This is a genomic window from Vagococcus fluvialis (genome assembly GCF_048815235.1).
Lineage (GTDB): Bacteria > Bacillota > Bacilli > Lactobacillales > Vagococcaceae > Vagococcus.
Genome location: NZ_JBMEAO010000007.1, coordinates 65,720 through 85,244 on the forward strand (window position 1 = coordinate 65,720; position 19,525 = coordinate 85,244).

The 19,525-nt window shown below is 31.8% G+C and carries 21 protein-coding genes; 5 read left to right on the top strand and 16 right to left on the bottom strand.

What is annotated here, in order from left to right; all coding sequences use genetic code 11:
- The first annotated feature begins 2 nt into the window (after window positions 1-2).
- Window positions 3-374: a hypothetical protein gene (locus tag ACODH8_RS06060; protein WP_332466381.1), complete on the top strand. Its 372-nt coding sequence runs from the start codon at window positions 3-5 to the stop codon at window positions 372-374.
- Window positions 375-460: 86 nt separating this feature from the next.
- Here ACODH8_RS06060 and ACODH8_RS06065 read toward each other — a convergent pair whose 3' ends face one another.
- The 10 genes from ACODH8_RS06065 to ACODH8_RS06110 all read right to left on the bottom strand — a co-directional run bounded on the left by ACODH8_RS06065 (window position 461) and on the right by ACODH8_RS06110 (window position 8,436).
- Complete coding sequence (locus tag ACODH8_RS06065) at window positions 461-649, bottom strand: hypothetical protein (RefSeq protein ID WP_332466382.1); 189 nt, start codon at window positions 647-649, stop codon at window positions 461-463.
- Window positions 650-688: 39 nt separating this feature from the next.
- Entirely contained in the window at window positions 689-1,222 is a 534-nt protein-coding gene (locus tag ACODH8_RS06070) for a GNAT family protein (RefSeq protein WP_332466383.1), read from the bottom strand.
- 204 nt (window positions 1,223-1,426) lie between these two features.
- On the bottom strand, window positions 1,427-1,966 hold the full coding sequence (locus ACODH8_RS06075; RefSeq protein WP_332466384.1) for a DUF1697 domain-containing protein: 540 nt from the start codon (window positions 1,964-1,966) through the stop codon (window positions 1,427-1,429).
- 115 nt (window positions 1,967-2,081) lie between these two features.
- On the bottom strand, window positions 2,082-2,819 hold the full coding sequence (locus tag ACODH8_RS06080) for a sugar isomerase domain-containing protein (RefSeq protein ID WP_420503855.1): 738 nt from the start codon (window positions 2,817-2,819) through the stop codon (window positions 2,082-2,084).
- Between the two features lies 1 nt (window position 2,820).
- Window positions 2,821-4,071, bottom strand: a complete 1,251-nt coding sequence (locus tag ACODH8_RS06085; protein WP_332466386.1) for a PTS ascorbate transporter subunit IIC — start codon at window positions 4,069-4,071, stop codon at window positions 2,821-2,823.
- A 1-nt stretch (window position 4,072) separates the two neighbouring features.
- Window positions 4,073-4,354 carry a PTS sugar transporter subunit IIB gene (locus ACODH8_RS06090; protein ID WP_332466387.1) on the bottom strand — a complete coding sequence of 94 codons (282 nt, stop codon included), beginning with the start codon at window positions 4,352-4,354 and terminating at the stop codon, window positions 4,073-4,075.
- A gap of 5 nt (window positions 4,355-4,359) precedes the next feature.
- A complete protein-coding gene (locus ACODH8_RS06095) occupies window positions 4,360-4,791 on the bottom strand; it encodes a PTS sugar transporter subunit IIA (RefSeq protein ID WP_332466388.1) in 432 nt (143 codons plus the stop codon).
- A gap of 4 nt (window positions 4,792-4,795) precedes the next feature.
- Window positions 4,796-6,430 (bottom strand): BglG family transcription antiterminator, encoded by a 1,635-nt coding sequence (locus ACODH8_RS06100; protein WP_332466389.1) that lies wholly within the window; start codon window positions 6,428-6,430, stop codon window positions 4,796-4,798.
- A 208-nt stretch (window positions 6,431-6,638) separates the two neighbouring features.
- Entirely contained in the window at window positions 6,639-7,310 is a 672-nt protein-coding gene (locus ACODH8_RS06105; RefSeq protein WP_332466390.1) for an ABC transporter ATP-binding protein, read from the bottom strand.
- A 16-nt stretch (window positions 7,311-7,326) separates the two neighbouring features.
- Window positions 7,327-8,436 (bottom strand): ABC transporter permease, encoded by a 1,110-nt coding sequence (locus ACODH8_RS06110; protein WP_332466391.1) that lies wholly within the window; start codon window positions 8,434-8,436, stop codon window positions 7,327-7,329.
- Window positions 8,437-8,616: 180 nt separating this feature from the next.
- Between ACODH8_RS06110 and ACODH8_RS06115 the strand changes: the two genes are divergently transcribed.
- Window positions 8,617-9,177: a TetR/AcrR family transcriptional regulator gene (locus ACODH8_RS06115; RefSeq protein WP_332466392.1), complete on the top strand. Its 561-nt coding sequence runs from the start codon at window positions 8,617-8,619 to the stop codon at window positions 9,175-9,177.
- Between the two features lie 93 nt (window positions 9,178-9,270).
- Here the strand turns inward: ACODH8_RS06115 and arcD are convergent, their stop codons facing one another.
- Together arcD and ACODH8_RS06125 are read right to left on the bottom strand one after the other, a co-directional pair.
- On the bottom strand, window positions 9,271-10,686 hold the full coding sequence (gene arcD, locus ACODH8_RS06120; protein WP_332466393.1) for an arginine-ornithine antiporter: 1,416 nt from the start codon (window positions 10,684-10,686) through the stop codon (window positions 9,271-9,273).
- Between the two features lie 10 nt (window positions 10,687-10,696).
- Window positions 10,697-11,824 carry an aminotransferase gene (locus ACODH8_RS06125; protein ID WP_332466394.1) on the bottom strand — a complete coding sequence of 376 codons (1,128 nt, stop codon included), beginning with the start codon at window positions 11,822-11,824 and terminating at the stop codon, window positions 10,697-10,699.
- A 195-nt stretch (window positions 11,825-12,019) separates the two neighbouring features.
- Here ACODH8_RS06125 and ACODH8_RS06130 point away from each other — a divergent pair, with 195 nt between their 5' ends.
- Window positions 12,020-12,166, top strand: coding sequence for a hypothetical protein (locus ACODH8_RS06130; protein WP_332466395.1), 147 nt, complete (start codon window positions 12,020-12,022; stop codon window positions 12,164-12,166).
- 19 nt (window positions 12,167-12,185) lie between these two features.
- Here the strand turns inward: ACODH8_RS06130 and ACODH8_RS06135 are convergent, their stop codons facing one another.
- From ACODH8_RS06135 to tyrP, 4 genes are all read right to left on the bottom strand, one after another.
- Complete coding sequence (locus ACODH8_RS06135; RefSeq protein WP_332466396.1) at window positions 12,186-12,482, bottom strand: YerC/YecD family TrpR-related protein; 297 nt, start codon at window positions 12,480-12,482, stop codon at window positions 12,186-12,188.
- The gene (gene nhaC / locus ACODH8_RS06140; RefSeq protein WP_332466397.1) at window positions 12,479-13,861 is read right to left on the bottom strand and encodes a Na+/H+ antiporter NhaC; all 1,383 of its coding nucleotides are present in this window, start codon (window positions 13,859-13,861) and stop codon (window positions 12,479-12,481) included. The genes ACODH8_RS06135 and nhaC overlap by 4 nt, the downstream gene beginning before the upstream one ends.
- Before the next feature lie 86 nt (window positions 13,862-13,947).
- The gene (gene tdc, locus ACODH8_RS06145; RefSeq protein ID WP_332466398.1) at window positions 13,948-15,810 is read right to left on the bottom strand and encodes a tyrosine decarboxylase; all 1,863 of its coding nucleotides are present in this window, start codon (window positions 15,808-15,810) and stop codon (window positions 13,948-13,950) included.
- Between the two features lie 30 nt (window positions 15,811-15,840).
- Complete coding sequence (gene tyrP / locus ACODH8_RS06150) at window positions 15,841-17,250, bottom strand: tyrosine-tyramine antiporter (protein ID WP_332466399.1); 1,410 nt, start codon at window positions 17,248-17,250, stop codon at window positions 15,841-15,843.
- A 534-nt stretch (window positions 17,251-17,784) separates the two neighbouring features.
- On the opposite strand from tyrP, the gene tyrS reads away from it, so the two are divergent.
- Together tyrS and ACODH8_RS06160 are read left to right on the top strand one after the other, a co-directional pair.
- On the top strand, window positions 17,785-19,053 hold the full coding sequence (tyrS, locus tag ACODH8_RS06155; RefSeq protein ID WP_332466400.1) for a tyrosine--tRNA ligase: 1,269 nt from the start codon (window positions 17,785-17,787) through the stop codon (window positions 19,051-19,053).
- Window positions 19,054-19,260: 207 nt separating this feature from the next.
- The gene (locus ACODH8_RS06160; protein WP_332466401.1) at window positions 19,261-19,521 is read left to right on the top strand and encodes a hypothetical protein; all 261 of its coding nucleotides are present in this window, start codon (window positions 19,261-19,263) and stop codon (window positions 19,519-19,521) included.
- Window positions 19,522-19,525: the final 4 nt, after the last annotated feature.

Sequence of the window (19,525 nt, forward strand, 5' to 3'; positions counted from 1 at the left end):
TTATGATTCCATTAACGATACTTATTATTGTTGTTTTAGGTTTTCTTTTTTTCAAAAGACGTAAAAATGAAAAAAGAATGATCGACAAACTCGATGAAATAAAAGTCATCGATAAACAAATTATAGACAATTCTAATAAACTAAAATTAGTTCCTACCTCAATGTCTAGTGACCTTTCAAATGCTGGTACAAAAATTTCCGAGAACTTTTTTATAGCAAATGATTCTGAAAAAAAGAAAAAAGTGTCGTATCAACTAACAATAGAAGCAACATTAGAAAATAATCGTATCGTTCAAGAAGACATATATGTTTCAAAAAAACTTTATTCTGATGTTATTGTCGGAAATTATTATCCTCTTACACTATTTAAATAATAGCTATACTCCAATCACAAAAAGCTCTCAGAATAATTCTGAGAGCTTTTATTAGGTTTCCTATTAATTTTGTAACAATAAACTGTTTAATTTTTAGATTTTTTTCTCTGTTCACGTAAAACAAAAAAACTCATGGTTGCTGTTCCAACGATTGCTCCTATTAGCGTACTCTTTTCAAAAAACGATTCATTTAACAGCAAGTTCAATAGTCCCATACCAACTATTGAAAATATAAATGCACCTAACAAACTAACATAAATCTTCATATTATTCATAAATCAAACTCCCTTAATTTATATTAATTAATACTAAAGTTAAACTAACTCTTCTCTTAAAATACCATATTTAACTGAATCATAGTATTGGCCATTTAGAAAGCGAACTTTCCTTATCACACCTTCTTTTTGCATACCACATTTCTCACCAATTTTTTGCATCCCTTTATTTCCTGACCATGTCGTAAAACCGATATGTGGCAAGTAATCAAATTGATTAAACAATTCTTTTAACCATAGAGAAAGTGCTACGTTGCCAATTCCTTTTCCCCAGATACTTACATCATATATTAATATCCCAACTTCTAACCATTGTTTCAAATTGCCATCTATCCAGTAAGCTGTTACAATTCCAACAATTTTATCATCAGCAACAATAGCTTTACTCATAGAATCGTTAATAAGTGATTTTCCGTATCCAGTTGAAAAAGTTTCCCATGTTTCTACTGGATCTTTGAAGTATGGACCGTTGTATTTCATCCATTCTAAATCTGCTTTTGGACCATAACTAATCTCCCAAATTAGTTGCAAATCTTCTTCTTTAATAGTCCTTAAAGATGTATTATTTTTCATACTATTACTATTCTCCTAAAATTAAATTTAGTCGATTAATTGATTAAAGACCTCAAATAGTCCACGACCATAGTATTCTTTTGGTCTTTATTTAATTTTTTCATAACAAAAACCTCCTTTTTATTATTATATCATTTGATTATCCTTTAAGTTAACAACAAAGTGAATAAAAAAGAACTCAAATATTCTCTGAGTTCCTTTTCACTATTCCATTTCTTCTAACATATCATGTAATTTTTGAATCACATTGATTTTTCTCATTGTAGCGGTTATCCCTAGTTTCTTCTCAATGAAATTAGTGTTTAATTTTTTCTTTTGTGCTTCACGAGGCAAGTAAAGATAAAAACAGGCTTCATTTGAATGGAAAAGCTCACCTTCCAAAGGGACTTTACTCAGTTCTGATAGCTTCACTTCATCTATTCTATCATTAGTAAAAATCATATGAATCCGCGAGTAATCATATTCCTCGTTAAAAGGATTTCCTTTAATTGCTTGAGATAATTCTTCTTTTGTTTTGATAATTACTGATAAATCAGCACCTATCTTTTCTTTAATAACTTCATGAATCTTGATGGCTGTTTCTTCTTTAGATAACTCTGTTTCTAACAGAATATTACCGCTTTGAATATAGGTTTTTACGTTTTCAAAACCTGCTTCTTCCATAATTTCAGCTAAGTAAGACATCTTAGGGATTCTGTTCTGTCCATTTGGTGTAACCCCTCTTAATAACGCAATTATTTGCATACTGGTACCTCTTTCAATGATTAATGATTCTTTATTATAACATGCTCTATCTCTTAGTTTTAATCACAAAAAAACAGACGAATTTCTCCGCCTGCTCCCTTCCCTTTTAAATCACTTAAAACTGGTAATGAATTGACTCTTTATATTGTTCATATAATTCTTGATTTAATTTATCGCCACCATCAAGGTTTGCCGAGTAAAAAATAGGCGGATATTCTACGCCACTATCAACTAATTTTTGACATGTTTCAACAATGATAGTATTTAAAATACTTGCTCCAACAACTGTTGAAGATGCTCCTACTTTTTGCTCAATTCCTTTGATATCACAACAAGCATCCCCAATGTCACCATGATTATCAATGACAATATCCACAACTTCAAACAATCTTTTCCCCGAAGAATGACGACTTGTTACAGATTTTGAATAACTTACATTGGTTAAGCCAATTAACTTAACACCTTTTTCACGTGCTGCTATAGCTAAATCTATTATAATTGGATTTCGGCCTGATACTGAATGTAAAATTAGTACATCATTTTCTTTGAAGTCTACTGTACTAGCTAATGAAGTACCATACCCTTCTAAACGCTCCATTTGACTAGTGAATGTAATAGGTGAACGATCTAGCATGACTTCGCGACCAAAAATTGGATTAATAGTCATCATACCACCAGCACGATAATACATTTCTTCCATTAAGATGCCTGCATGGCTTGCGCCAAAAATAAAAACAGATTGTTTATTCAAATTAGCTTCTGTAATCAAATTAATTGCTTCTTGGATGACACCACTTTCTTCTTTTTTTACGACTTCTAAAATTTTTGTTACTTTATCCATATATTGAAACATATTAGAAACCTCCAAATAAACTTCCTAATCCTCTAGCAAGGATTCCCCAAAGTGATAAGTCATTACCACCAAAAATCATAATCCAGTTTTGAACAGTTGAACCTAGTAACATAGCTGATACACCTACTAAAACAACCATTACAAGAGCTGCAACTGTTGTCCCAATAATTGAACCACGTAAACCACCCTGACCTTCTCCAATTACCGCTGCTCCACCAAGTTCAAAGAAACTAGTAATAACTAAAGGTACTAATAAAACACCAAAAACGTTAAATGAATTGGCGATAATAACAAAAATAGTTGAAGTAATCATCCCAACAATGAAACCGATGATAACAGCATTTGGTCGGTAGTTAAAAAGAATTGGAACATCAAATGCTGGAATTGCACCTGGAACAACTTTTTCAGCAATCCCTTGGAATGCTGGTACAATTTGATTAATTAATAAACGAACCCCGTATAACATAATTAGTAAACCTGCACCAAAGTTCAGTCCAGCATTAACAGCAAACATAAACATATTACCGCCTTCTGGCACTAAAACTGGAGCAATAAAAGCTACAATAATGTTCATAATAAACATGACTAATGCACCAGTAATTGAAATTTCTCTAAAGAATGAAAAACCTTCTGGAACTTTTAAATCTTCAGTAGATTTTTCTTTATTTCCTACTCGTTTGGCTACAAATCCTGAAACAATAGATAAAATTCCTGTTGGATGACCAATTAAGAATGACTCGTCACCCGTTGCATCCCACACATATCTTCTCATAATCCAAGGCATAAATGACCAGTATAAAGCTGAAAGAATAGCACCAAAAATAATTAATGATGTGCCACGCATTCCTGCTTCAACTCCACCTGCAACAACGATAAACGGGAACCACCAAAGCATGTGACCAGTTAAGAAAATTGTTTTAACTGGTGTAAAACGAGCAATAAGTAAATGAATAATAAGACCTAAGAACATTGCTAGTCCAACTGTTCCACCGTATTCAGCTGTAAAAGTTACATCTGATAAACCTTCTGTTACTGCAACACCCATTTGTGTTTGTACCGCTGTATTAATTGGGGCAATAGCTCCAACTAACATATTTACACCAGCAGATAAGATTACCATCCCAAAAGCTGCTGTTAAAGTTCCTTTAATCACTTCAGCAATAGGTTTTCTTTGTAAAAGGAGACCTATCATTGCAATTAAACCTAAGAGAACAGGTGGATTTTTTAGTATTTGATTAGTTATAAAATCCATTTTAATTACCTCTTTCTTCTAAAAATTTTTCCAATTGCATTCTAACTTCTTCTTTATCCATATATTTTTTTACAGGATAAACAGGATTTTTTACTGATGAAGCTAATTCATTTAGTAATTCTTGACTTGTAAAATACACGTCTGCTTGAGTTGCTTTAGCTGATGACAAGTCTGTGTTTTCAACACTAGCCTGAATCCCCATCTCTTTTGCTACTTTATCTATGGTCATTTTTAAAACCATTGAACTACCTACACCAAATCCACAAACTGCTAAAATTTTCATAATAATTACTCTCCTTTATTAAATAGTTTTTTTATTTTATCTAATTGACCGCTCATAATCGTTTGGTAATTTTCATCATCCATAAACACTGTCATAATCTGTTGTAAACTTTCTAAGTGGTTCTGACTATCTTCTGCTGCTAATACTAAGAATATTTTGACTGGCTTGCCTTCCATTGATACTTCCTCTTTTGTTACGAGTAAGCTCATTGATTTTTGATTAACCCCCTCTCCTGCTTTAGCGTGCATCAAAGCAAAGTAATCTGTTAAAACCATATAAGGTCCATTATCGAGAACACTTTGTTTCATATTCTCTACATACACGTCTGTGATTAACTGTTTCTCAAGTAATGGTTGACTAGCTAAATCCACCGCTTCTTTCCAATCTTTTACATGATCTACTACTAAAATATGATCTTCTGGCAACATATTTATCATTTTCTCACTCCTTTATCTCTAACATTTTGGTGATGAACCATTCCTTATCAGTGATTCCCCTCATTACAAGTTCCATCATTGCTTCAACTTCTTTCATATCTTCTTCTCTTATCATTAACAATACAATGACATCTACTTTTTGATTGTCCCAAATAACCGGTTTATCTAGTACCAAAACACTAATCGTCGTTTTTTCCACATACTTTGGATTTCCATGAGGAATAGCAAAGCCATTTCCTAAATAGGTTGATTGAATTTTTTCCCTATCATAAACAGATTGATGAAATTTTTCTTTTATTTCTTTATTCTCAAAAATTTGTTTCTCGATTAGGTAATCTAGAGCTTCATTTTTTTCTTTAAAATTGCCAAACAGAATATTTTGAGCAATTGTCTCAACGACTTTTGCTGATATAGTAGAGTCTACTTCTTGGTCCATTTCCACAACTAAATCAATGTAGTGATTCATAATATTTTTCATGTCATCACTAGTTACCATTGGTGATATTTTTACAACTTTTTTATCTGGTACTGTGATATCAATAGTTGAAATAATAAAATCTACGTCAGATAACTCAATGTGCTTTAGAGCATTAGTCGAAACTGTTTCAATTGAATCAATATTAGGTAAAATTTTTCTAATCTTAGCTGAAACAAATGAGCTTGTTCCAATACCATTCGGACAAACAAATAAAATTTTTCTCACCTTTTGAACTCTTTCTAGAGCCGCTTGAATATGAATGACAACGAAACCGACTTCATCTTCTGATAAGGTCACCTTGTAAGACTTAAAAAAATCATTTAACGCAAACCACACAACACCATAAACCGTTGCGTATTTCTTTTTAATATCTTTAATTAAAGGATTAACGATTGTGCTTTGAGCTTCTATCCGCAACACTAACTGATAGAGATGAACTAACAAATCTTCTTCTAGGCGTTTGTCTTGAGTCAAATCAGTTTGTAAGCCCTCGCTTACTTTTTGAATAAAGTGACGTGTTTTCCCTCTAAATGAAAAAGGAATACTGTCATCTTTCACAAAAAATTTAAGACCGCTTCCAATTATTAAAGACGTTAAATACTGAATTTCTTCAGGAGAAAATTGATAAATGTTTTGTTCTTCAAATTCTTTAAGTAACTCATAAACAAGAGGATATAAATCAAACTCTAAGAAAAATTTATTAACTTCTGTTTTATTACTTAGAAAGTTCATCATTTTATCTGACCTTTCAATAATTAATAAAATTGAAACGACAATACTTTGAATATAACTTTCTGGAATATCAATTTTTTTCTTTTGGATAGCTGATACAAAAACTTCTCTTACTTGATTCATTAAAGTTAAATCTACTAAGTGATCCACAACTGTTAGTTCATTCATATTATTCAAAATAGCTCTTTTTAGAACTCTTTGAATTTCTGCCTCACTACCCTCAAAATAAGTTCCTGAGTTATCAAAATTTAATGACAACCCTTCTTTAGCAAATAACTTTTTTATATAAATAATGTCATTAGCAATACTACTTCTTGAGACAAAATACTCATCTGACAGTGTTTGGTAACTAATATGCTCACCTTCAACCAATCGCCTTAAAATTTCAATTCTTCGCTTATCACTTGATAAATTATAATTATTTTCCATAATCATCACCTTCACCTTGAATTTTAAATCACCTATGACTTTCTAAGAAGTCCAAATAAATTTCTCTTTTTTTTAACTTAAGCTGTACACCTAAATAAATCATTACTTTTAGATTCTATTTAAAAAAACCTCTATTCTATTATCTAATTGATAATAAATAGAGGTCTCCATATATATAGTAATACATTTGTTTAATTCACTAAATAGATTAATTAATATTTTTCTCTTCCAATACGCCATCTTTCATTTCAAATATTCGATCACATTTTTCAAGCATCCTAACATCATGAGTCACCATAATAATAGTTGTTTGACTATCTTTGGATATTCTTTTAAATATATCTATAACTTCGAAAGATCTATTAGTATCCAAGCTGGCAGTTGGTTCATCAGCTAAAATGACTTTAGGTTCATTCACTAAAGCTAAAGCTATAGCGACTCGTTGTTTTTCTCCCCCAGATATATCTTCTGGATATTTGTTTTTTAAATGAGATATGGATAATTCATCAAGTAATCGATCTATTCGTTGTTGGTTAATTTTTTTCCCAACAACATTATATTTCAGTTCAAATTGCTCTTGGACAGTCAAATAAGGTACTAGGTTAGAAGTTTGAAGAATAAAACCTATTTCTGAAAATCTTAACTTTGATAATTCTTTTTGGTTAAATTCTGTTAACCTTTGATTATTAATATAAATATCGCCTGAACTAGGCTTTTGTAGAGCCCCTATAATAGTCAGTAAAGTGGATTTTCCTGAACCACTAGGACCAACTATGGCATTAAATTCACTTTTATTTATTACTAAATTTGTTGGTTTCAATATCTCTTGAACTTGATTACCCATTTTAAAGTATTTACTGACTTTTTTTAACTCAATCATTGACTTGTTCTCCCTCCTATAAAGCATCTAATGGATCAATCTTCAATATACTTCTAGCTGAAAAAAGACTTCCTAATAAAGGACAAATTAAAAATAATATACTAACTATTCCTGTGATTGGCCAGTTCATTTGTACAGGTACTTGGTTTGGTAAAAAATTAAATGTCACTAAAGTTAAAATTACCCCTATAAATACCCCTAATAGGCTAACTATTATAGTTTGATAAATGACTGACTTACTTATGTAACTGTCACTTATTCCTTGAATTTTCAAAATAGCAAAAATTGATTTTTTCTGCATTGTTATAATATACATAAATATAGATATTATAAATGCTGAAATTATAATCAATGATAGAATCATTAATCCAAAAGTTAAAATTTGTGCTTGATAACCTGGAATTGTATTAATAAATTCCACTTTACTCAAATAGGTCAACTTATTTTCCTTTAATATTTTATTATCTATCTTTTCATTTGTTATTATTGCTGAAATTCTATTTGGCATATTAATAGTCGGAGTTGCTACAGCATCTGTTTTTTCATCACCTGTCTTGTACATCATCATTTCTTGAGAAGCCATCTCTAGTGATACATATCCTACTGTTTGTGTATTGTACTCAGATTTTTCAGTAAAACCTACAACATCAAACTCTCTTCCAGTACTAATAATTTTAAGTGTGTCGCCAATTTTTATATCAAAATCTTTTTTAAAGCTACTAGATAATATTATTTCTTGATTTCCTTTTATTTTTCTACCTTCAATTATTTTGGGTAAAATTAATTTACTTTTTTCCTCTACTCCCATTAAAACTAAATCAAACTGGTCACTATTTTTATTAACAGATACAACTGTAGATGCTACATTTAAGGATTCACTTGATTTTAAATTCAAGCTCTTAACTACATTTTCTTCTATTGAAGATGCATAAATATTTTGATTCGAAGCTTTTGATAAAATAATTCCTTCTGATCTCCAATGCTCAACAGATGTGGTATTAGCACTTGCTAAACCATAAGCTAATCCTGTTAAAAAATAGACTAAAAAAGCAATTAACGATGTTACTAAAACTATCATTACGAATCTTAATTTTTCTTTTTTTATTTCTTTCAATGCTAAAAACATGTGTATTCCTTAATAATAGGCTCCTATTATTAAGTTCCTCCTCTCAATTTACTTATCACTTGATAAGTAAAAGATATCATCAGTTCCAAAACTTATCAAGTGATAAGTTTTATGATAAACTGTTAGTATAGAAAATAAGTTAGAGAAAACTTTCTCTTAGAAATAAGGTGTACTCACACAATGAATAAAAAAGAAGATATCATCGATTATGCAACTACTCTTTTTATGGAGCAAGGATACTTAGCAACATCTACAAGGCAAATTGCTAAGGGGTTAGGAATAAGTCAGCCAGCTATCTATCATCATTTTCAGAATAAGGAAGATATTTATGTTCAAGTACTGCAAAAATTTACACAAAGAATTGGTAATAATTTATACAGTTTCTTAAAAAGTTCTGATTCCCCTGAAACTATCCTAGTAAATATGTCTGAATTTTTAATTCAAAATCATTCCATGAATTTTTCTTTAATGATGAAAGATGTAAATGAAGAATTACCACAAGAAGTTAGTCAAAAGATTTTTATTTTATGGCAAGAAAACTATTTCTTACCCTTTTATCAGTTTTTTGATAATTTAAAAAGTAACATAACTGAAGACATTAATACAGATAATGTCCCACTACATTTTTTACGAGTTTTAGCTGCTTATACAGACAACAATATAAATCAGAAAAATCAATTACCTATAAAAGAAATGATTCATATATTCTTTTTTGGCATAATGAAAAATAATCAAAGTTAACTAGCACATCTAATAAATAGTAAAATAAACACCTAAGAAACTTTAATTGTAAGTTTCTTAGGTGTTTATTTTTTCAATTCTCTAAGTAGTCATTTATACATTAATATTCCCTGTAAAAATCATTATTAGTGAGTACACAGCGATTAAAGTAATAATCAATATGACGCCTTTTTCTTTCCTGTTAATCCTGCTGTTTTTTTCTTTTTTTGCAATATAATAAAATAGAAAACCTGGCACATAAGCAATACTACATATTAATAAATATTGATACCCTGCTAAAATAATGCCACAAGCCTCAAATATAACGGCTACTAAGCCAATTAATAATTGCTTATTATCTTTATGTTGATAAGAATATTTCACTTGATACATACTAACTAATAAATAACATACTAAAATAGACGCAGTACACATAGAATAAGCAAACTCATAAGCATAATCTGTAAAAAGAAAAGTTAATAAAAATAAGTTAGTCAAAGCTCCCGCACAAATAAGAGAATATGTCGGGGCATTTTTTTTGTTCACTCTTCCCCATTTTTTCGGTAATAATTTTTCTTTAGCCATTAACATAGTTGTTTCTGCTGGCAGCATCGTCCAAGACAACCAACAACCTAAGATGGAAGTAATTAATCCTAAATTGATTAATATCGCTCCCCATTCACCTACAACACTTTTTAAAATATTAGCCATTGCAGGTTGTTCCATTGTTGCCAGTTCTGCTTGAGATAACACACCATAAGGCAAAACCGATGCAAAAATATAAATGACCAATAAACTTAATAAGCCTATAATAGATGCAATCTGAGCATCTGATCTTTTTTTAGCTCGTCTAGATAAAACTGTCGCTCCTTCAATCCCAACAAAAACCCACATCATAACCATCAAACAACTTTTCATTTGTAACCAAATACCTGTATTCCCTTGTGATTGTTTCATATTACCAACTATGTTAGTTAAAAAATCAGCTTTAAACACATCTACTTCAAATGAGACAATCATTATGATAATAAAAACAAATAAAGGAACTAATTTTGCAAGTGTTACTATGGTATTGATAATACTAGCACTTTCAACCCCTTTATTAACTAAATAAGTTAAAGCCCATATAACGATACTAGCAAAAATAATAGATGGTACGTTTTGGCCACCTTTAAAGATTGGGAAAAATTCACCAATCGCACTCATCAACATCGTAGCAAATGCTACTTGACCTAGCCAACCTGATAACCAATATCCCCAACCACTAATAAAGCCTCCTATTGGGCCAAACAACTCTGTTCCATATCCAAAGATACCACCATTAATATCTGCTCTTTTTTCACCTAAATTATTCAATGATAAAATTAGGGATAAAATACCTATTCCAACAATAATCCAGGATAACATCACCGGCCCAACTGCTGAAGACCTAGCTAAATCACTGGTAATCCCGAAGACACCACTTCCTAAAGAAGAACTAATCACTAATGCAACTAAAGACCATTTACCTATGCCTGACTTATTTTCCACTTGCCTTCACCTAAACCTGTCTATCATATTTTCTCAATTGAGAAGAAAGTAACTCTAATCCGTTTATTAGTGTTTCTTTTTGACAACAATATCCCACTCGAGCATGTTGCGAGACATTAAAAGCAGAACCTGGTATCAGTAAAACACCTGTTTCATTCAACAAGTCCAAGCAAAAAGTTTCATCATCTTGAGGTATATCTAATTTGATAAAAGAAGTTGAGACATGATTTGGAGTAACTAAACTAACTCTTGGTTCCGAATCTACCCAGTTTTTTAGAATTTCTAAATTTTCTGCTACTATTTGTCGATTTCGTTTCAATATCTTTTCTTTATTTTCAAGTGCAAAAACAGCTAATTCATCTGCAATCACACCACTACAAATCATTGTATAATCACGATACTTTCTAAAAACATCAGCTAGTTCTTTATTAGTTGCTGTCCAACCAATCCTTATTCCTGGAATCGAATAGGTTTTAGATAAAGAATTAGTTGAGATTCCTTTTTCATATAAATCTACTACTGATATATGGTCTGTTTTTTCTGATAAAGGCGCATATACTTCATCTACTAAAATATAAGCTCCCACTTCTTCTGCTAAAGCAACTATCTGTTCTAGTTGTTGAGGATTTATCAGTGTACCGGTAGGATTATTAGCACTGTTCAAGCAAATCATTTTAGTGGTAGGTTTTATTAAATCTCGTAACTCTTCAACATCCAGTTCCCAATTGTTTTTCTCACTTAAATGAACAAAGGAAACATTTGCTCCAAAAGAACGAGGAATATCATATAATTGTTGATACGATGGCAGCATCGAAATAATATGATCACCTGGTTCTATTAGTGCATACATTGCTAAAAAATTAGCACCTGTAGTCCCATTAGTTTGTAAAATATTGTCTGGCTCAACTGTTTTATATAATTTAGCAACTTCTTCTTTAAATCTATCTGATCCTTCTATCCAACCATAATCTTGTGGTAGTTGTGCTAACGGCTGAAAAAAAGATTCTATTGTTTCTCCACCCAATCCTAATAACTCTTCTAAAGTTAGCGCTTCCACAGAGCTTTGTGAAATATCATACGTTGCGTTTTTTTCCCACTTATTCAACCACTCTTCTACTCCAAAATTAGCAATGTCCATCTTGTTATCCTCCCGAATTTTTGTAATAATGTTATATTTTCTCTTGTTAATTAATTCACCAAATCAAGGTTAACATAATTAATGATTAGGAAACGTGAGGAAATCGACATTTTCATTAAGTAAAAAAACAATTCATATACTAACTTTAGTGCACCTATCAAAAAAATAAGGTATATTATAGAAGAGGTGAATAATGTGGGAAAATATCAGTTAGACTCTAAAGGAAAAGCTTCTGTGACTAAATATCATGAGAAAAATGTTCCTGAGAAATTAGATAAGAAACAACAATTAAAAGAAATACGTGAAAAATATTTAAAAAACAAAAAGAAAACTGATAACTAAAATCAGTTTTCTTTTTGTTTTATTGTTGGCTATTCAGCCTATTTCTTAATAATTCATATGAATCATTGCCTTCTTCAATAGAACGCTTAACGCGAGAGATGATAGCTGTACTTGCTTGCGTTTTTTTCTCAATTTCTTGATAAGTTTTACCTTCTAATAACATTTCTGCTACCGTAAGTCTTGTGACAAAGACTTTCATTTCTTTAAGTGTCATCAAATCATCAAAAAATGCGTAACACTCATCCACATCTTCTAATAATAAAATAGTTTCAAAAAAGTGTCTTGTTTCTTCTTTTGATAGTTTATCAATTCTCATATTTTTCTCCCCTTTGTTTCCTCATCTGTTTTAATGAAAAAACTAAAAATAATTGATAATAGTGGCAATACATAACAAAATATCGCAAATGGTAAATATTCAAGTGTTGCTACCCCTAGCGCACTTGAGATGAACACCGCACTAACACCCCATGGTATTAAAGGATTGAGCGTGCTTCCTGCGTCACATAATGTTCTTGATAAATACGTTAATGGAATATTTTGTTTGTTGAAGCTTCCCTTATAAGCTTCTCCAGGTAGGATAATAGATAAATACTGCTCGCCAATCAACACGTTAACTCCCACAGCTGTCAGTGCTGTTGCAATAATCAATCTTACTGGTGTATTTAAACTACTCTCCATTTGCTTGAGTATTATATCAATTACATGTGTTTTTATCAACAAACCACCTAATGATAAGGCTAATAAAATCAGTGATACTGACCACATCATACTTTGAATACCACCACGAGATAACAATGTATCTACAACTTGGTTACCAGTCGTTGACACAAAACCATCTTGAATCCAAGAACCTATTTGATCAACTGTTGTCGCTGGTTGATAGATTTTTAGTAGAACTAAAGAAAACACAATATTAAAAAGTAAAGAAGGTATTGCAGGTACTTTTTTCCACGCACAAGCAAATAATAAAGCAACTGGTAATAGCATAACTGGTGTAATAGCAAATCCATCTTTCAATACATTGTTTAAAACATCTATTTCAGACAGATGCACGCTTCCGTTTCCGCTTCTACTCATGAAAGTAAAAAATAAAAGAGAGACAACGGCCGCAGGTATTGTTGTTTTTAACTCGTGTTTTAAATGAGTAAAAATATCAACATTCGCAGTAGCCGCTGCTAGATTGGCTGTATCTGAAAGAGGTGAAACCACATTCCCTAAAAATGCGCCTGAAACAATTGCTCCTGCAATGATTGGTAGGTCAAAACCCATCATTTGCCCCATGCCGACAAAAGCAATTCCAATTGTTGAAACTGTTGTAAAAGAGCTACCAACTGCTGCTCCAACAATACCGCAGATTAAGAAAACGGCACCTAAAAAGAAACTTGGATGTAAAAAGGAAAATCCATAAACCATAATAGTCGGAATAGTTCCTGAAGCAATCCAAATACTAATCAATGATCCTATTAAGATAAATAGGATAATCGGTATCAATCCAGGTTTAATTCCTGAAATTATTCCCTCATGTAAATCATCCCAGGACATTTTTTTATACATCATAAATAAAACTAAAATAAAGATAGCACTTAAAATCCCCACATGAGCTGGTAAGTTAAAGCCAATAATACTCCCACCAATAGCTAGTAACACCATGATTAATAATAAACAAGCTTCTTTAAATGTCACTTCTTTTTCCATAATCGGCCTCTTCCCTCTATGTTATCTATAACCGGTAAAAACCAATGCAAGTCGATTATCTACATTGGTTCTTACCTGGTATTTAATTATTCTGCGTAAATAGCTTCTAATTTACTTTGGATAGCTGATTTAATTTTTTCTGAGTATTCAGCAAACACTTTTTCATCATGTGCGTATGGAGACATTGCTGATGCTCTTAAAATAGTTACTTTTTGTTCTTTTTCCCACTCTGCTTCTGAGAATCCTAATCCTTTAACAAATTCTAATGGACTATTACCATAATCAGGTACAGCAAAGTCAGTATGTGAAGTGATAAATTCATTATGATAAGTACCACCTTTAGCATATGACGCATAGCTATAGAATTCTTCATTAAGTTCGTTCATTTTTTCTAAGTCTTTATTTCCTTTTTCATTAAAGACATAATCAACCATGTTAAAATCTGGACGAGTTAATGCGTGCATTTCAATTGTTTTACCATTAACATCAAATTCTAAACCATCAATAAAGTTATAGAATCTAAATGCACCTTCAATACTTGCTCCGATTAATTTACCGAATCCAGTCACATTAAGTGGTAATGTTCTATGAGCTGCCCAAACTGCTGCTGCTGTTGCTCCAGCTTTAGATCCTTCTAAGATGTATGCTCCTAATAATGCAGGAATGTCTGCTCCTTTTTTAAAGACATAAGTAGCAAAGTAAGAAATCATATCACGCATACGAACGTCACGGATAACAACTCCACCAGCTGAGTAAGGCACATAACCCATTTTATGAGGGTCAATTGTTACTGTTTCACAGCTTTCAATTGCTTTAAATGATTCGTATACTTCACGAGTTAACCAATGATTTTCTCCTTGGAAAATATTATGTTTCGCATAAACATCATTAATTTCTTCAAATGGAATGAACTCATCGTTTTCATCTAAGAAGATTGAACGGCCATAGCCACCATAAGCTGCATCAACATGAATATAGAAGTAAATACCTTCTTTAGCTAATTTTTTTCTTAAAGCAACAATTTGATCAACGCGGTCAATTTGTCCTTCTTCTGTTGAACCAACTACAGCTACCACTCCTAGAGTTGGAATGCCTTCTGCTGCAAGGTTACGAATTGTTTCTTCTAATTTTTCAACATCCATACGGTATTCATTGTCAACATCAGCTGCAATCACTTGATCTAAACCAACACCGATAATATCAGCTGATTTTAACCATGAATAATGTTTTGTTTGAGGAACAATCCATTTACCAAGTTTTTCTAAGTTTTTACCACTTCTGGCTGTTCTTTCTTTGATTTCATCGTATTTATCTTGATGAGCATCTAAAATATCTAAAATGTCATCTACTGACATATTTAATAATTCCCAGTCAGATTTTCCAGCAACTGCTTCTGGAATAATTTCTTTGATTGCAAATGGTGCTGATTTAAAGTTACGTGCATACCAGATACCTTCTAAGTTAGCGATTGAACCATCACAAGCGATATGCCCCCAACCGTTTCTATAACCCATTAAAGTAGCAAAGTCTAAACCAACTTCTTCTTCCATTTTTGATGTTGCTGGTGAAGATTCATAAGCCACGTTATTACCATTCCAAAGCATTGCTGCGTTATAAGCAATAATTGATGGTAATAACGTTTCAGAGTTCATATGTCCCCAGAAACGACCTGCTGAATGCCAAGGTAGAGAATCTGTACGTAAACGAGAACTTAATACGTTGAAAACTTCTTCCATGTTGTCTACAGTATTTTGGAATGACTCTTCACGTCGGTCGTGAGGTGTAATAACTGGTAAATCTTGAGGCATGTAGTTTTGTCTCCAACCAACATGCTCATCTATCATACGGTTTAAAATGCGTTTATAAATATCAACATTTTCCCCTTTATCCCCTAGGAATAATGCTTTTAAATTAGTATTTGTTGGATCAATTATATTTTTTTCAGTCATGTTCATCTTCCCCTTATCTAATGAATATTATTATTTTTTCTTCCAAGATTCTTTTTTATTTCGGTAAATAACTAAAGCAATACCTACCATAACTAGTGTTGCGACAACTTGGTAAATAACATAAGCTGTATGATTGTTAGCAGCAATTGATGCTGGTGGAATCATGCTGACACAAATTGTTAAAATAACACTAGCAATTGAGATACCTGCTACAAACCACATCAAACCATTGCCTTTTGAACCTAATCTAAAAGGTCTAACAATTTCAGGCATTTTGTAACGTAGTTTAATCGCTGAAATGGCAATCAATAAGTAAACAATGCAATAAAGAATCGTTGTTGTAATCGTAATAATTAAGAATGCTGCACTCACATCAGGTATAACCGCATAAAGTAGTGACACAATTGAAATAACTGTTGCTTGCACTAACACAATGTTAATTGGAATACCTTGTTTGTTACGTTTTTGGAAGAATGGAGGTAAGTTACCTTCATCTGCTACTTTAATCATTGATTTACTTGGTCCAAGAACCCAAGCACTTAATTGAACCAACACCCCAATTAATATCATTAATGAAATTAAGTTATTAAATATTGCTGGAACTCCTAAATCTTCAGTCATAATGACAAAAGGTTGTGTAATATTTGCTAAATTCATTTCACCAGCTGGTACAGCATTGGCAACTGTTAGTCCTGCAACTAAGTTAAAGAATACTAATACTAAAACTGAAACAATAACAGCAATTGGATAATTTTTCTTAGGATTATCTATGTTGTTGGCATGAACTGATGAAATCTCAACTCCTGCAAAGATAAAGATAATACCAGTTAATGTTGGTAAACTACCTAAATCACTTAAATCTGGTAATAATTTACTAACAGAGAAATCAGCTAGATAACCTGCCGGATTAATACCATTTTTAATGGTGTAACATACACCTAGGATAACTAAAGCAAGAAAAGGAATGTAAACACCAATTACTGCTCCCCAGTCACCTGCAATTTTAACCATATCAAATTTTAAATTTAGTAATGTAATAGTCCAATATGCAATTAAAATCATTGCTAAGATAAAATAGTTATTTTCTCCTAATTCAGGTTTGTTAATGACATAACCTAAAAGAACACCCACTGTAGAAGCTACCATAACCATTCCGAAAAACATTTGAACCCATAATAACCATGAGGTAACAAATCCCCACTTCTCACCTAAAGCATTTTTTACCCAAACTTGTGGTCCACCTTCTTCTGGCCATGCAGTAGATAATTCAGCAGACATTAAAGCTATAGGTAAAGCAAACGCACAGGCTGCGATTAACATATAAAAAATTTGTGTCCAGCCAGTTGAGGCTAATGTTGGAACACTACGAACTGTTCCAAAGAATGCCATGGTAATCCCAATTAATCCAACTAAGGATAATTTCTTATTCCCTTGACTCATTGTTTATTTCCCCCTATTACAAATAATCTTCCCTTCAAATGAATCAGAAAACATCTTTAGGCCTAAATTTGTTACCTTGTAAGGATTTGAAGTTCTTTCAACAGGACCAAGTATAAAACCTCACAAGCGTTATTTCATTAAGGAAATAAAATTTTTATGAGAAAAAAATGAGCAAAAACAATAGATTCAAGAAAGCTTTAACGCGTTAAAGCTATAAATCGTCAACTGAACAAACAAGCCACTAACCTTGATTTTATAGACTTTTAATATAATTGAAAATAAACTACATTTTCAATTATTAAAAAAAATGAGTTTTCACTCATTTTAATTTCATTTGTTTTTTAAAAAGTTTTTTTTGCCTTGTTTGACAAATAACGTGTTTTATTTTAGGATTCTAATTATTAATTCACTTTAAATTGCTCATTTATGAGCATAAAAAACTTATCTGATAAACTAACTAAAATCGGGATGTCTTATAAAAAGGCACATGGGTGGTACCACAACATTAGTTAGTTAAAAGAAAGGTGGAGTGACATGAGTACAAATATTATTGATGAGTTATCATGGCGTGATGCTATTAATCAACAAACAGATGCTGAAGGGTTAAGAGATTATGTTGAACATAACAAAATTTCTCTTTACTGTGGTGTTGACCCTACTGGAGACAGTATGCATATTGGGCATTTAATCCCTTTTATGATGCTTAAAAGATTCCAAATGTTAGGACATCATCCTTACATCTTAATTGGTGGGGCAACTGGTACTATTGGAGATCCTAGTGGTAGAACGAGTGAACGACAATTACAATCTATGGAGCAAGTCCAACACAATGTAGATTGTTTAACCAATCAAATGAAGCATCTTTTCTTTGATGAAAACAATGAACAAGAGCTAACAATGGTCAATAACTATGATTGGACACATAACCTAACACTTTTAGATTTTCTAAGAGATTATGGTAAAAACTTCAACATCAACACTATGCTAGCTAAAGATATTGTTTCTAGTCGATTAGATACAGGTATTTCATTTACTGAATTTACTTACCAAATTCTACAATCTATGGACTACCTACATTTATTCCGTCATCATGACGTTCGTCTTCAAATTGGTGGCGCTGATCAATGGGGAAATATTACAGCTGGTTTAGACTTGATTCGTAAAAAAGAAGGTGCCGATGCTCAGGCATTTGGCTTAACTATTCCATTGATGCTTAAAGCTGATGGAACTAAGTTTGGTAAAACTGCTGGTGGTGCTATCTGGTTAGACCCTGAGAAAACATCACCTTACGAGTTCTACCAATTTTGGTTAAATCAAGATGACCGTGATGTTGTCAGATATTTAAAATTCTTCACGTTCTTAACACAAGAAGAGATTGAAGAGTTGGCTAATAAAGTTGTGAGTGAACCTCATAAACGCGAAGCTCAAAAAACATTGGCTCGCGAAATGACTCTTTTTGTCCATGGTGAAGAAGCTTTAGCAGATGCTTTAAGTATTACAGAAGCTTTATTTTCAGGAGATGTTAAAGAACTAACAGCCCATCAAATTGAAGATGGATTCAAAAATATGCCTAATGCAGAGATAACAAAAGAAGCTTTAAATATTGTTGATTGGTTAGTTGAGACTGCTATTGAACCTTCTAAACGACAAGCTCGTGAAGATATTGAAAATGGTGCTATCTCAATTAACGGTGACAAAATAACAAGTACCGAAACTAATATCACACCATCTCTAGCTATTGATGAGCGATTCATCATTGTTAGAAAAGGTAAAAAGAATTACACTTTAGTGACTTTAAAATAACAAAAGGAGGCTGACTATCTATGGTTAGCCTCTTTTTCTTTATATGACACTACATAAATTTGATATCCCCCTGTTTTTTTAACCTCTATAAAAACAATTATAAATCACTTGTTTTTTAATTAATTTTTCATTTCAAACGATATTCTTTGAGTATTTAGACAAAAATCCGTTATAATAAGGGAACTCTTAAAAAAGGAGGCTCCACTTATGGATATTAAAAAAATTCTAGCTATTTCAGTTATCGGTATTCTCTTTTTGACAACTGTCTATAGTTATAGCCAGTTAAGAGATACAAAAAAAGAACTTAATCAAGTAACTATTTTAAATAAATCTTTAGAACAAGATAACAAAAAATTACTTGATGCTAATACAAAAGTAGATAAAGAACTTGATGAGTTATCTAAAAAGTTTGATTCCCTAAATAAAGAATTAACTGAACTAAAAGCAAATGAAACACCTGCTTACTAATAAC